A 13,525-nucleotide genomic window follows, 5' to 3' on the forward strand; every position below is an offset into this window, starting at 1 on the left:
ACCCTGCCCGCGGTCGGGCCCGGCGCCCTGCCCGTACTCCTCGACGACCTCCACCCCTACCGCACCGCGGGCGGGGGACTGGAGCAGCACGGGCTTCCTCGCCCGAGCCAGGCCGACGTGGGGGCCGGGACGCCGACCCCGGCCCCCGCGTTCGTGGCCGGCGGCTGCGGTTCGGCGGCTGCGGTTCGGTGTGGCAGGCGTGCTGCGTACGGGCGTTCGGCGCGTCATGATGGGCCGTATGGCCACCTTGCTGCTCGCCCTTGCCGTCATTTCCACCGGCCTGTACGCGGGCTTCATGCTGGTCTTCCGGACCGGGATCATGCCGGCGCTGGCCAGGTTGTCCGACGACCAGTTCGTGCCGGTGATGCGACGCATCAACGAAGAGATCCCGCGCGCCGTGTTCCTGGTGGTCTTTCTGGCCATCATCGCGTTCCCTGCGGCGTCGCTCGCCGTGCCCGTCGAGGGCCGTTCGGACAACCAGATGTGGCTGATCCTGGCCGGCCTGGTGTGCGCCGCGCTCAATCATCTCGTCACGATCGTCGGCAACATCCCGCTGAACAACGCGCTGGCCGCCTTCGAAGGTTCACCCGACTCCGAGGTTCGCGCAGCCTTCGAGGCCCGGTGGAACAGCTTCCATATTGTCCGTACCGTCCTGATTCTGGCTTCGTTCGTGCTGCTCGTCTGGGCCTCGCTCGCGTGACGGAAAGCCGACACCGGCGGCAGGCAGGCAGGGTGACGGGGCGGACATCGGGGCAGAGAACCTAGTACGGTCGTAAGGCACGCATGAGACAACGTTGTCGGTACCCCTGGGTACCTCTCGGTGCCAACTCCGGTGCAGGCTCCGGTGCGTTCCGCCGGGCGGGGCCGGGGGCGGGTTGTCCCGGTCGTCCCCCTCGCCGGCAGGGGCCGATCCCCCACCCGGGACAACCCGTCCCCTCCCGAGACCGGGTCGGCGTCCCGGAGTTCAGTCGCCCAGGGGGAGTCGCTCCCCGCAGCGGGCGCAGTAGCGCGCGTCGGGTTCCGTCCCGAGACGCCCGCACTCCGTGCAGACCCGGTCCAGCAGGCATGCGGGCTCACCGCCGGTGCTCTGGATGGCCAGACCGGGGCGGCGCCGGTGGACGCTGAGTTGGACAAGCCCCTCGGGCCCCGCGCGCAGCGAGCGGCGGATGCCGCGCGGCAGCCACACCAGCGAACCGGCGGCAACGTCCTGAGGCTCACCGTCGACATGAAGGACTCCGCCGCCGTCCGTGACGTACAGCAGCACATCCAGATCGGGCTCGATGTGCTCGGCGACCCGGGTGTCCGGCAGCAGCCGCACGACATTGGCGTCGAGTTGGCGCGCGTCCTCCGTGAGGCGCCACAACGCCCCGCTCTGCTCCTGCGAGGCTCCGTCGCTCAGCTCCGCCAGCCGCGCGAGCACGCCCCGGCCGGAGTCGGAAGGGGATGGCATGCGGTTCCTCCAGTGGTCGATCCCCACGCGATCCTCGCCGGGCCCCAAAGCCCTGGATGGTACTCCCGTTGGGGCATCCCCTGCCCACGCGATGCGGGACGTACGCTGCCCGGACCCCGAATCACCCATGTGGGTAACCGAAGTGGCCACCGAAGCAGCCGTCGAGCAGGAGGATCCGCGTGAGGGACCAGCCCAGGAAGCCGTTCCTGTACGTCATCGTGTGCGCGGCCGGGAACGCGGGCGACGTCGGGAAACTGATCACCGCGGCGCAGGAGCAGCAGTGGGACGTCGGAGTCATCGCCACGCCGCAGGGCCTCGGCTTCATCGACGCGGATGCCGTGGCGGCCCAGACGGGGTACCCGGTCCGCTCGGCGTGGCGCCGGCCCGGGGAGGCACGCCCCTTCCCGCCCGCGGATGCCATGGCCGTGGCTCCGGCGACGTTCAACACCATCAACAAGTGGGCCGCGGGGATCGCCGACACCCTTGCCGTGGCCACCCTCTGCGAAGCTTACGGGGCCGGCGTGCCGACGGTCGTGCTGCCGAGCGTGAACGCGGACCTCGCGGCTCACCCCGCGTACCGGGCGAGCGTGGAGCGGCTGCGCGGGATGGGCGTGCTCTTCGGCACGGACACCCATGCGCCCGAGCCCGCCCTCTTTCGTTGGGAGCACGCGCTGGAGCTGCTCGCCCAGGCGCCGGTGACCGCCGGGGAGAACCAGAGGTGAGGGGAAGCCGGAGGCCGGATCTCGGGGAGGGGAGCCCACGAGGAAGAGACCCGGGCAGACCCGAACCCTGACGGACCGATGCCCGGGCAGACCCGGACCCGCACGGACCGGCGCCCGGACAGACCCGAGCCCGAGTGCGAGTCCGAGCCCGAGCCCGAGCCCGAGCCCGAGCCCGAGTCCGGGCACAGGGGCGGCCCGTCGTCCGCTCCTGTGCCGCCCCTAACGCCGGGGGCTGAACGCGACGACGTCGCCCGCCCGTTCCCCGCCCGAGAGCTGCCCGCCCCGGTCGGTGCGGATGTAGACGCGGTGCAGCCAGCGGTCCTTGCCGTCCCAGCGGGGGCTGAACGGCGTGCGGGCGTGGGTGGTGCGGAAGTTGTCGATGATCAGGACGTCGCCGGGGGTGAGCCGGACCGATTCGGTGATGTCGTCAAGTGCCTTGGACAGGGCGGCGACCGCCTCCTTGTCCTCGACCTCCGCCGGGGTGAGGAGCTCGCGGTCGTAGCCGAGCAGCGGGTCGCCCTCGTCCCCGTACAGCGGCTTGACGTTGGCTATGGCGCCCGGGTCCTCGACCCTGCCGCGGAAGGCGACATCGACGCAGCACGGCAGCTTGCGCTCGAAGAGGCGGGCCCTGACGTCGTCCGTCAGGAGCGGCAGCGCCTTGCGGACGGAGCCGACGAGGGTCTCGGCCCTGCGCTCGTGGTCGGCGCGGGAGCAGGCGAGCATCACATAGTTGGGCTGGAGGACGTGGTACGCCATCTCCGTGTGGAACTCCAGCAGCGTCTCGGAGGTCTCCGACGACAGGTAGTGCGCCCCGGGCGAGGGGTAGACGTCGTGGTAGACCGTGCCGGAGCGGAGCTCCTGGTAGCCGGTGTGCAGACCGAGCCGCCGTCCGGCGACGGCGAGCATGGCCTCCATGGTCAGCAGCGGGCGGTCCTCGGGGGCCGGCGTGCTGGTGGGTGTGGACGGCAGGTCGTCGTCCGCTTCGACGGGCAGGCCGCGCAGCAGCAGGTAACCGTCCTTGTTGCCCTCGGCGTCGAAGGCGTCGAGCGCGTCTGCCACCTCCTGGGGCAGCTGCTCCGAGAGCCCCTTCGCGGCCTCCAGGAAGCCGTGGAGATCGGCGCGCGGGACGTCGGGCAGGTGCGCCGCGAGCGCGCGCAGCCGGTCCTGGTACGGGGTGCAGTCGATGACCGGAGTGGTCATGGCCGGTGGTCTCCTTCACTCGTGGGGCGGTGCGCGCGGGCGTACTGATAGAGCAGCTCGGCGCCGATCTCGGTGGCCAGGACGGAGGTGATCCCGGCGTGGTCGTACGGTGGCGAGACCTCCATCACGTCGAAGCCGACGGGGGTGAGGTCGCCGATGCAGCGCAGCAGTGCGAGCAGTTCGCGGGACGACAGCCCGCCCGGGGCCGGGGTGCCGGTGCCGGGCGCGAAGGCCGGATCCACGACGTCGACGTCGACGGAGACGTACACGGGGCGCCTGCCGACCCGTTCACGGATCAGGCCCGAGGTGCCGGCCGGGCCGAGGCCGGCGAACTCGTCCGCGGTGACGATGCGGACGCCGTGTCCGCGCGCGTAGTCGAGCGAGTCCGGCTTGGGGTTGTGGCCCCGGATGCCGATCTGGACCATGGCGGCCGGGTCGACGAGTTTCTCGTCGATGCCGTGCCGGAACGGCGTTCCGTGGTGGAACTCGCCACCGTAGAAGGCCGGATTGGTGTCGGAGTGCGCGTCGAGATGGACCACGGCGACGGGCCCGTGCTGCTCGGCGACGGCTCGCAGCCCGGCCAGGGTGAGGGAGTGGTCGCCGCCGAGCATCAGAAAGGCGGCGTTGTCCCCGAGCAGCCGCCTGAGGTGCGCGCCTGCCGTCTCCATCGCGATGTGCATGTTGAACGGGGTCAGATCGATGTCCCCGCCGTCCGCACACCGGATCAGGTCGAAGGTGCCGGGGCCGCGGTCGATGCCGACGCCGTGGATGAGGCCGGACTCGTTGCGGATGGCGCGCGGGCCGAACCGCGCCCCGGGCCGGTAGCTGGTGCCGCCGTCGTACGGGGCGCCGATCACGACCACGTCGTAGCCGCGCGGCTCCGGATCGTGCGGCAGGCGCATGAACGTGGGGATCTGCGCATAGCGGGGTGAGACATGCGAGTCGACGCGTTCCACGGGCTCAGTCCCCCTCCTGGGTCTCGACGGTGATCAGGGAAGCGGCGTGCCGCGCCTTCGCGAGCGCCGCGCCGGCCGTGCCGGCGTGCGCGTACACGAAGCCCACGGAGGCGGAGTTGTCCAGGCGCGAGGCCACGCGGGCGCCCGGGTCGGCGTGGAGGGAGACAGTGACGTTCCCGGTCGCCTCGGCCCGGTCGATCCCATGGACCGCGGTCAGCACGCCCGGCGCGTCGGGGAAGAGCACGACGACCGCGGCGGCCGGGGTGACCCCCTCGCCCGCCCTGCCCGGATACGGGTCGGCGCCGAGGGCGAGGAGCTTGGCGACCAGATGGGGGTCGGCGCCGCAGACGTCGGCGACCATCGTGGAGATCATGTGCGCCGGGAGCCGGGTGTTGACCTCGATGATCCTGGGGCCGTCGTCGGTGAGCTTCACCTCGGTGTGGGCCGGGCCCTGCCGGTAGCCGATGGCCTTGAGCGTGCGGCCGACAGCCGCCGTGACCTGCTCCCACACCCCGGGCGCGAGCGGCACCGGGAAGCTGTGGGCCTCCTCCAGCATCGTCGTGCGGTGCAGGTCCTTGGAGGTGGCGCCGTAGAAGTGCGTCACCCCGCCGCCGGTCATCGACTCGACGGAGATCTCGGTGCCCGGCACGTACTGCTCGAACAGCACATGACCCGGCCTCGGCTGTCCCCGCAAGGACCGCTTGACGGCGGACAGTTCCTCGTACGCGGCGTGGGCCCCGGCCTCGTCGAGGCACTTGCGCACACCGTACGAGATCGCCTCCGACGGGGGCTTGGCGATCAGCGGCAGCCCCACGTGGCGGATGGCCCCGTCCACCTCGTCGGGGGAGGTGACCAGCCGGTACGGCACATTGGCGGGGTCGTCGCCGAGCAGCCCGCGCAGCACGTGCTTGTGGTTCGCCGCGGTGACCGCGTCCAGGCCCTGCGAGGGCAGTCCGAGGCGTTCCGCGGCGGTGGCCGTGGCCTCGGTGTGGTAGTCGGAGAACGACAGGACGCCGTCCACCAGCGGCCGCCCGTCCGTGTCGGTGATCGCGTCGACGATGGCGTCGGGATCGTGCGTGTCGGTGTGGATCACCTTGTCGACGCGGGCGAGGGGATGGTCGTCGAAGGGCTTGCCGTCCGTGTACCACTCCACGCCCTGCACCAGGAGCCAGATCTCGCAGCCGAGGTCACGGGCCGCATGGATGCCGTCGTAGAAGGCGGAGTGCAGCATCGACTCCACGAGCGCGAGCCGCCTGCCCGTGAAGCCCCCGCGACCGCCCGGTCCGGCGGGGCCGCCGGCACCGGCGCCCGATGGCGACGGACCGGTGTACGCGCTCACGCGGCACCCCGCTTCAGCCGGGCCGCAACGGACTCCACGACCGAGCCGGTGCTCACATGGTCCGGATGGTCGCCGTCCACCACCGTGCGGTCGAACAGCTCCTCCACCACCAGCCGTTTGGCCGTGTGAAGGTTCTCCTCCGGCACGCCGTGCCCCGCGAGCAGCAGCGAGAAGGAGGACGTGGTGCCCGAGCCCTCGTGGACGCCGAGCTTGGGCCGGTTGACGGTCTCCTCAGGAAGCAGACCCTCCATGGCCGCCCGCAGCACCCATTTGTCGCGGCCGTAGCGGCGCTTGAGCCCCGCCTCCAGACACACCAGCAGATCGAGGACGTCCCGGTCCCAGTACGGATGGGTGGACCAGTGGCCGGACGCGGCCGAGAGCACCGGCGACATCTCGTTGAGTCCGTCGAACGTCGCCATGTCGTGGGCCACGGCCGAGTCCAGGTCGGGCAGCCGGTCCTCGCGGTGCATGCCGGCGAGCGGGATGTCGGCCCCGTACCCCGTGAGGATCCTGCGGGGCGGTCCGCCGAGTGCGCGGTAGAGGGCGGTGAGCGGCAGCAGATATTCGATGATGTCCGGATCGTGAGACTCCGACGCCCACACCGTGTGCGGGAGCTGGGTGAGCAGATCCACGGTCCGGAGCGTGAACTCCCCGTGCCGGGAACCCAGATGGTCGGCGACGAGCCGGGCCTGCGGGAACTCGCTGCTGGTGTCGGTGCCCATGGAAACCGTCGCCAGCCGGCCCGCCGCCTTGTGGGCGAGCGCCGCGACACCGGAGGAGTCGATCCCTCCGGACAGCACCACCAGCGGAGTCGCGCCGGGAGCGAGTCTGGCCCGTACGGCCGCGTCGAGTGCGGTGCGTACGGCGTCGACCGCCTCGCGCTCCGCGACGATGCGGCGCGACAGCGGCGGGGCCCAGGTGAGATGGGTCTCGGCGGTGCCGCTCCCCAGATCCATGATCATCACTGAGCCGGCGGGGACCTGGTAGAGCCCGGGCAGCCGTCGCACCCGGCGCGCCCCGGCGAGGGGCAGGCCCTGCGGACTCCCGTACCGCGCGAGCGCCTTCGCCTCGGTCGCGGCCACGACCTCGCCGCGCCCGGGGCGCAGATACAGGGGCACGGAGCCCGCGTGGTCGGTCGCGAGGAGGATGCGCCGCCCCTCGGCCACCACCGCGGCGAAGCGGCCGTTGACGAGGCGGAAGGCGTGGTGGCCGTAGCGCCGGAAGAGCGCGAGGAGCAGCCGCGCGTCGTCCGCGCGGGGGCCCGAGTCGGCTCTGTCGCCGGCCGGCTCGGGCAGTACGGACCGGAGTTCGTTCCGGTTGTAGATCTCGCCGGCGATCAGTACGGCGGCGTCCGCGTCGCGCGCCAGCGCCGGTTCCGGGGAGTGGGTGGGGGCATGCACGAGGGTCGCGGTCAGGGTCTGCGTACGCAGCCGCTCCCGGAGCCTGGTGCAGATGCCTTGGGTCGCGAAGGCCGCGCCCGGTATCCGGCCTTCGCCCAGACGGGCGGAGGCCAGAAGACCGAAGGCGGCAGGAAAGTCCTGCTCGTCCATGATCAGATGCTCAGCGCCCCGAACCCACCGGGCCGGAAGTCGTAGCTGACGGGGACCTCGACGAGGAAGGGGCGGCCCAGCTCGGCGCCCTTGCGCAGGGCCGCGAGGAGCTCCTCGCGGGAGGTCGCACGGGCCGCCTCGACACCGTTCGCCTCGGCGAGGGCGACGAAGTCGACGCCGGTGAACTTCACCGCCGGGTCGTGGCTGCGGTGGTGGCCGAGGTTCTGGTACAGCTCGATCAGCCCGTTGGTGTCGTTGTTGACGACGACGGTCACGATCGGCAGGCCGAGCCGGGCGATCGTCTCCAGGTCGGCGCTGTTGGAGTGGAAGCCGCCGTCGCCCGCGATGAGGAACGTGGGCTGGCCGGGGCGGGCCAGCTGGGCGCCGATAGCCGCGGGGATGCCGTAGCCGAAGCTGGAGCAGCCTGCCGACGTGAGGAAGCCGAAGGGCTGGTCGGCACGGGCGAACAGCACTCCGTAGTGCCGGAAGAAGCCGATGTCGGAGACGATCGTGCCCTCGCCGGGTCGCGCGGTCTCGGTCATGACGGTGTTCATGGAGTCGATGACCTGGTGGACCCGCATGCCGTCCGCGTAGTTCTCCGGGTCGGCGAGGAACTCGGCGATGCGCGCCCGCAGCGGAGTGATGTCGTGCCGCTTCTTCGCCGCGAGCGAGGCCGTGGCTGTGTCGAGGTGCTCCACGAACGCCAGGACGTCGGTGACGACGTCGACGGTCGGCCGGTAGACGCGGGGGATCGGGTTCGGCGTCGGCGAGATGCGGACGGTCTTCTCCTCGGTGCCGCGCTGCCACATCGAGGGCCGCAGGTCCTCGGCGTAGTCGTAACCGACAGTGAGGATGACGTCGGCCGGGCCGAACAGGGTCTCCAGGGCCGGGAAGTCGAGAATGCCGTCCATGTAGCCGGTGACGGCCCCGTAGTCGAGCTCGTGGCCGGCGGGCAGGACGCCCTTCGCGATGTACGTCGTGATGACCGGGATGTCGAGGCGCTCGGCGAGCGCGCGGATCGCGGGCACGGCACCGGAGCGGATCGAGGCTGCTCCGACGACCAGCACCGGGTGCTCGGCCGAGCGGAGCAGCTCGGCGGCCGCGTCGGCGGCGGCCTGCCAGCCGGGGGCGACCGCGCCGGTCGGCCGGGCAGGGGTGAGCGCGGGCGGGTTGGCGGCGGAGGCGTCGATGCCCTCGGACGAGCCGAGCAGGTCGACGGGCAGCGAGATGAAGGAGGGGCCGACGGGCTCGGTCATCGCGGCGGTCACCGCGGAGTCCACCAGGTCCGTGATCTCGTGCGGCCGCTGGAGCTCCGCCGCGTACTTGGCCATCGGCTTGATGATCGCCACCGAGTCGAGGCACTGGTGGGTGTCGTTGGGGAAGATGTCGTGCGACTCGGACTGGGCGGCGAGCGCGATGACCGGCGAGCGGTCCAGGATCGACGTGGCGACACCGGTCGACAGATTGGTCATACCGGGGCCGAGGGTCGCCCAGCAGGCCTGTGGCCGGCCGGTGATCCGGGCGAGCACGTCGGCCGCGACACCGGCGGTGAACTCGTGCCGGGTGAGGACGAAGTCGATGCCCTCGACCTCGTCGAAGAGGATCGAGGCGGCCTCACGGCCGACGACGCCGAACACCTTGTCCACGCCGTGCTCGTGCAGCCGGGTGAGGAGTGCGTGGGCGGCCGTCGGTCCGGTGCTGGGTCCGGTCGATACGCGGGACATGGGTCTCCAAGTCGTTCGGCGGTGAACGGGACGCGGAAACCGTGACCGGCGCCACTCTCCGGCCTCTCTCCCGGCGGTATCGGCCGGTATCGGGGAGTGCGCGAAGAGAAGCCGGAGACAGTGGCGGGTGACACTCCTGCGGTGTCTGGAGCAGCGAACCCACGTGCGACGGTGTCCGGTACGGCGACGCCGGGACGCGCCGTCGTCGACGAATGGCGGGACCCGGCGGAGGCCGGGAAGGCCGACTGGGCGCGGCTGACCGGGGATGAGGACTTCTTCCTCACCCCCGAGTGGATGCGCGTCCTGCACGACACGGCCGGTGCGCCGATGCGCTACCTCACTGCCACTGATCCCGGTCGCGGAATCGTCGCGGCCCTGCCCCTGGTGTTCGCCGACCGCACCGCCCCCTGGTCGCTCGGCCGCACCGACCTCCTGATGCGCCACTGCGCCACCGAGGGCATGGACGGCGCCGCCGCGCTCCTCGACGCCTTCGACGGCGCCGATCGGCTGATGCCGTCCCTGATGTGCGGCGGCCGCCACCTCGGCCGCACGCGCCTGATGCTCGGCGGGCACGCCACCGCCGACGACGCCGACTGCGTCGTCGACCGCGCCGAGCGCATCGCCGCCGCCATGGGCGCCGCATCGGTGTGCTTCCCCTACCTCGACTCCGCCGACCGGCTCGTCGCCGGTGTCCTCGAAGCGCGGGGCTATCTGTCGCACACCTCCGGCGAGTTCGCCTCGCTCGACATCCCGGCGGGCGGCTTCGCCGAGTACGCGCTCGGGCTGCCGTCCCGCCGCTCGCGCCGCGTCAGGGCCGAACGCCGGCGCGTCGAGGCGTCCGGCGTCCGGATCACCCTGGCGCCCCTGGTCGCGGACGAGATCTCCCGGCTCGCGGAGCTGGAGACCGCGCTGTTCGCCAAGTACGGCATGACCGACTGGGATCCGCGGCGCTCCGCCGCGGTGTTCGCCGCCGCGCACCGCACCCTCGGCCCCCGCGCGCTCGTCAGCAAGGCAGTGGCGGACGGGGAGATCATCGGCTTCGGGCTGATCCTCCGCCACGGCGCCGACTGGTTCGCCCACCGCGCCGGCTTCGACTACACGCGCCAGAGCGAACTGGGCCTGCCCCTCTACTACGAGCTGCTCTACTACACCCCCGCCGACCACGCCCCGTCCCACGGCGTCACCCGCGTCCACTACGGCATCGGCAGCACGGCGGCGAAGGTCTCCCGCGGGTGCCGGCTGTCCACCCAGCACCTGTACGTGAAGGAGCTCGGCCGATGACCGGCTGGAACGCCGCCGTCGGGCGGATCGTGAACCCGTCACGCCGCCGTGGCGGCCACCTCAGGACGGTCGCCTCCGCCGACGTCGACTCGCTCGACCCGGCCCGTACGTACTACGTGTGGTCCTGGCTGCTGCAGCGCACGATGCACCGCACCCTCATGGCGTTCGGCACCGACCCGGCCTCGCCGGCCGTCGTGCCCGATCTCGCCGAAGCCCCCGGTGCCGTGTCCGGCGACGGACTGAGCTGGACCTACCGCATCCGCCGCGGAGCGCGCTTCGAGACGGGCGAGGAGATCACGGCGTACGACATCAGGTACGCGCTGGAACGGGTCTTCGCCCAGGACATCCTGCCGGGCGGGCCCACCTATCTGCTCGATCTGCTCGACCACGGCGGCCACCGCGGCCCCTACCGCGCCGACGCCGAAGGGCTCAAGGCCGTGGAATGCCCCGACGAGCGCACCCTCGTCCTCCGGCTACGGCGGCCCTTCGCGGACGTCGACCATCTGATGGCCCAGCCCAACACCGCGCCCGTGCCCCGGCTCCGCGACACCCGCGAGGCGTACGGTCGCGCGCCGGTGTGCTCGGGCCCGTACCGGATCCGCAGCCACGAGCCCGGCCGCTCGCTGCACCTGGTCCGCAACCCGCAGTGGGATCCGGCCACCGACGCCGTGCGCTCCGCGCTGCCCACCGAGCTGACCGTCTCCTTCGGCGTCGAGGTCGACGAGCTCGACGCCCGGCTGCTGTCGGGGGAGTTCCATCTCGACGCCGAGGGGCGGGGCATCCAGCACGCGGCGCGCGACCGCATCCTCGCCGACCCGCGGCTGCGGGCGCGCGCGGACAATCCGGCGACCGGATTCCTGCAGTACGTCACCGTCCAGCAGGCCGTGCCGCCCTTCGGCAACGTGCACGCCAGACGTGCGGTCTTCCACGCCGCCGACAAGGCGGCCCTCCTCGAGGCACGCGGCGGCGACGGAGTCGGCGGCACGCTCGCCACCTCCCTGATCCCGCCGTCGCTGCCCGCCCACCCGGGCAGCGACCGCTATCCGTCCGGGGGCGACCTGACCGGTGACCTCGACGCGGCGCGGGCCGAACTGGCCGCCGCCGGACTGCCAGAGGGCTTCCGCACGGCGATCGGCACCCAGCCCGGCAAGTTCGCCCTCGTCGCCCGCGCCCTCGCCGCGTCGCTCGCCCGCGTCGGCATCGAGTCCGAGGTGGTGGTCCTGGACACCGCCTCGTACTACCGCGCGGGGCTCGGCAGTCCGGCCACGGTCCGCAGGCTGGGGCTCGGCCTCGGGGTGACCGACTGGGGCGCCGACTACCCCACCGAGTACGGCTTCCTCGCCCCGCTCGTCGACGGACGGCAGATCAAGCACGGCGGCGGCAACTTCAACTTCGCCGAACTCGACGACCCGCAGGTGAACGCGCTCGTCGACCGGGCGAACGGCGAACCCGACGCGGAGCGGCGCCGGTCCCTGTGGCAGTCCGTCGAGCGGACCGTGATGGACCGCGCCGTGATCCTCCCCATGGCCCACGACCGCACCCTGCACTACCGCCACCCCGACCTGACCAATGTCTACGTCCACCCCGCGTTCGGTCTCTACGACATCCAGGCCCTCGGGCTCGTCGGGGACGGCGACGCGGACCCCACCGGCATGGGAGAAGGAGACGCGTGAACCCGGCCTTCACGGAACTCGACCCGCACGACAGCGACCGCATCGACGCGGCGTTCGGGCTGCGCACCGAGGCGGCGCGCGAGGACACCCCGGGTCTTCCCGCGCCCTGCCGCGCCGACCTGATCGGGTCCGTACGGGTCCCGCCGCCCGCGACCAGGGTCGAGGAGTGGCTGGTCACCGCGGACCGGCACACCCCGGACGCCATCGCCTCCCTGCGCCTGGAGTTCCCCACAGAGGAGAACACCGCCTCCGTGACCGCTGCCGTCCTCGCCGTACGGCCCGGCCTGCGGCGGCGGGGAATCGGCCGGAAGCTGGTGGAGTTCGCCGGCGCCCGCGGCAAACTCGACGGCCGCACCTGGCTCCTGCTCTTCGCCGACGCGGGGCCGGGGGCCGAGGACACGATCCCCGCCGCCCGTTTCGCCGACGCGCTCGGCGGCCGGACCGTCATGACCCTCGACCATCTGCGGCTGGAGGTCTGCGACGCACCCGCCGCAGGTCCCGTCCCCGACGGATACACCTGCCGTACCTGGGGCAGCACCGTGCCCGACGAACTGGTCGCCGAGGCCGCCCGCCTGGAGGCCACGCTCTCCGCGGACGCCCCCACCGGTGACCTGGACTGGGAGCCGCAGCCCGCCGCCATCTCCCGGATCCGCGCCTTCGAGAGGATGCGGATCGCCCGCGGCCGGCGCGCCTATCAGACCGGCATACGCCACGAGGGGACCGGCCGCCTGGTGGCCTGGTCCGCGGTGTCCATGACCACCGCCAACCCCGACAGCGCGCTCCAGGCGGTCACGGTCGTCGACCCCGGGCACCGGGGCCGTGGCCTCGGGCGGCTGGTCAAGGCCCTCAATCTCCGGTACGTGCGAGGCAGCGAGACCGAACTGCGCACGATCGACACCTGGAACTCCACGGGCAACGTCCATATGAGGCGGATCAACGAGGAGTTCGGTTTCCGTCCCGCGGGCGGCCGGCGGATGTGGGAGCTGGACATCTGATGCTCGGCAGCGGGCCGTTCGCCCGGCTGTTCGTCGCCCACGCCACGTCGCAACTGGGCTTCCGCGTGGCCCAGACCGCGATGCCGCTGACCGCGCTCACCGCCGCGGACGCGTCGCCCTCCGGGGCGGCGGCCCTGATCACCGTGCAGACGGTGGCCGGCGCGGTGATGGCGGGCCTCGGCGCCGGCGGGGTCATCGGGGCGCTGCTCGTCAAGCGGTTCCTCGGGGCGCTCGGGCAGGCGCGGGCGATCACGTACGGGCTTCTCGTCCCGGCGCCGTTCGCGCTGCTGGCGTCGCTGGCGGGGTGGATGCCCGCCTGGACGACGGGGCTCGGCATGCTGGGTGTCGGCGCGGGCGCGGTGCTGTACAACGTGACGCAGATCAGCCTCCGCCAGACCGTGACGCCACCCGAACTGCTCGGCCGGGTGAACGCGACGATGCGTACCCTCGTGTGGGGCGTGATCCCGCTGGGCGGTGTCGTCGCCTCCGCGATGTCCTCCTTACTGCCGGTGAGTTCGGTGGTCGTCATCGGTGCCGTGCTCGCGTGCACCGCATGGCTGTGGCTGGTGGGCCTACACGCTCCCGCCCGATTCGAGGCCGTCACGCGTTCGGGTTGACGGGCTGTACTTTCGGCC

General features: G+C 72.4%; 12 protein-coding genes. 6 read left to right on the forward strand and 6 right to left on the reverse strand.

Annotation, left to right across the window (positions count from 1 at the left end; all coding sequences use genetic code 11):
* Positions 1 to 238 precede the first annotated feature (238 nt).
* Positions 239 to 700 carry an anthrone oxygenase family protein gene (locus ABT078_RS38015; protein WP_351236217.1) on the forward strand — a complete coding sequence of 154 codons (462 nt, stop codon included), beginning with the start codon at positions 239 to 241 and terminating at the stop codon, positions 698 to 700.
* A gap of 264 nt (positions 701 to 964) precedes the next feature.
* Here the strand turns inward: ABT078_RS38015 and ABT078_RS38020 are convergent, their stop codons facing one another.
* Positions 965 to 1,450, reverse strand: a complete 486-nt coding sequence (locus tag ABT078_RS38020) for a cupin domain-containing protein (protein WP_351236219.1) — start codon at positions 1,448 to 1,450, stop codon at positions 965 to 967.
* 179 nt (positions 1,451 to 1,629) lie between these two features.
* Here ABT078_RS38020 and ABT078_RS38025 point away from each other — a divergent pair, with 179 nt between their 5' ends.
* Positions 1,630 to 2,172: a flavoprotein gene (locus tag ABT078_RS38025; RefSeq protein ID WP_351236221.1), complete on the forward strand. Its 543-nt coding sequence runs from the start codon at positions 1,630 to 1,632 to the stop codon at positions 2,170 to 2,172.
* 219 nt (positions 2,173 to 2,391) lie between these two features.
* Here the strand turns inward: ABT078_RS38025 and cs1 are convergent, their stop codons facing one another.
* Genes cs1 through ABT078_RS38050 form a run of 5 tightly spaced genes read right to left on the reverse strand, consistent with a single transcriptional unit; the run spans position 2,392 to position 8,941 of the window.
* A complete protein-coding gene (gene cs1 / locus ABT078_RS38030) occupies positions 2,392 to 3,372 on the reverse strand; it encodes a clavaminate synthase Cs1 (protein ID WP_351236223.1) in 981 nt (326 codons plus the stop codon).
* Entirely contained in the window at positions 3,369 to 4,328 is a 960-nt protein-coding gene (gene speB, locus ABT078_RS38035) for an agmatinase (protein WP_351236225.1), read from the reverse strand. The genes cs1 and speB overlap by 4 nt, the downstream gene beginning before the upstream one ends.
* 4 nt (positions 4,329 to 4,332) lie before the next feature.
* Entirely contained in the window at positions 4,333 to 5,667 is a 1,335-nt protein-coding gene (locus ABT078_RS38040; RefSeq protein WP_351236227.1) for an ATP-grasp domain-containing protein, read from the reverse strand.
* Positions 5,664 to 7,217, reverse strand: a complete 1,554-nt coding sequence (locus ABT078_RS38045; RefSeq protein ID WP_351236229.1) for an asparagine synthase-related protein — start codon at positions 7,215 to 7,217, stop codon at positions 5,664 to 5,666. The genes ABT078_RS38040 and ABT078_RS38045 overlap by 4 nt, the downstream gene beginning before the upstream one ends.
* A gap of 2 nt (positions 7,218 to 7,219) precedes the next feature.
* Positions 7,220 to 8,941: a thiamine pyrophosphate-binding protein gene (locus ABT078_RS38050; protein ID WP_351236231.1), complete on the reverse strand. Its 1,722-nt coding sequence runs from the start codon at positions 8,939 to 8,941 to the stop codon at positions 7,220 to 7,222.
* A 141-nt stretch (positions 8,942 to 9,082) separates the two neighbouring features.
* On the opposite strand from ABT078_RS38050, the gene ABT078_RS38055 reads away from it, so the two are divergent.
* Genes ABT078_RS38055 through ABT078_RS38070 form a run of 4 tightly spaced genes read left to right on the forward strand, consistent with a single transcriptional unit; the run spans position 9,083 to position 13,507 of the window.
* Positions 9,083 to 10,222: a GNAT family N-acetyltransferase gene (locus ABT078_RS38055; protein WP_351236233.1), complete on the forward strand. Its 1,140-nt coding sequence runs from the start codon at positions 9,083 to 9,085 to the stop codon at positions 10,220 to 10,222.
* Positions 10,219 to 11,895: an ABC transporter substrate-binding protein gene (locus tag ABT078_RS38060; RefSeq protein ID WP_351236235.1), complete on the forward strand. Its 1,677-nt coding sequence runs from the start codon at positions 10,219 to 10,221 to the stop codon at positions 11,893 to 11,895. The genes ABT078_RS38055 and ABT078_RS38060 overlap by 4 nt, the downstream gene beginning before the upstream one ends.
* A complete protein-coding gene (locus ABT078_RS38065; protein ID WP_351236237.1) occupies positions 11,892 to 12,890 on the forward strand; it encodes a GNAT family N-acetyltransferase family protein in 999 nt (332 codons plus the stop codon). The genes ABT078_RS38060 and ABT078_RS38065 overlap by 4 nt, the downstream gene beginning before the upstream one ends.
* Entirely contained in the window at positions 12,890 to 13,507 is a 618-nt protein-coding gene (locus ABT078_RS38070; protein WP_351236238.1) for an MFS transporter, read from the forward strand. Before ABT078_RS38065 ends, ABT078_RS38070 begins: the two co-directional genes overlap by 1 nt.
* Positions 13,508 to 13,525: the final 18 nt, after the last annotated feature.

The sequence above is a fragment of the Streptomyces sp. NPDC002133 genome (assembly GCF_040296405.1).
GTDB lineage: Bacteria > Actinomycetota > Actinomycetes > Streptomycetales > Streptomycetaceae > Streptomyces.

Bases quoted from the DNA above. Each gene is read 5' to 3' on its own strand.
- ABT078_RS38020 (WP_351236219.1), bottom strand. From the start codon at position 1,450: ATGCCATCCCCTTCCGACTCCGGCCGGGGCGTGCTCGCGCGGCTGGCG.
- ABT078_RS38060 (WP_351236235.1), top strand. From the start codon at position 10,219: ATGACCGGCTGGAACGCCGCCGTCGGGCGGATCGTGAACCCGTCACGC.
- ABT078_RS38015 (WP_351236217.1), top strand. From the start codon at position 239: ATGGCCACCTTGCTGCTCGCCCTTGCCGTCATTTCCACCGGCCTGTAC.
- ABT078_RS38050 (WP_351236231.1), bottom strand. From the start codon at position 8,941: ATGTCCCGCGTATCGACCGGACCCAGCACCGGACCGACGGCCGCCCAC.
- ABT078_RS38045 (WP_351236229.1), bottom strand. From the start codon at position 7,217: ATGGACGAGCAGGACTTTCCTGCCGCCTTCGGTCTTCTGGCCTCCGCC.
- ABT078_RS38070 (WP_351236238.1), top strand. From the start codon at position 12,890: ATGCTCGGCAGCGGGCCGTTCGCCCGGCTGTTCGTCGCCCACGCCACG.
- cs1 (WP_351236223.1), bottom strand. From the start codon at position 3,372: ATGACCACTCCGGTCATCGACTGCACCCCGTACCAGGACCGGCTGCGC.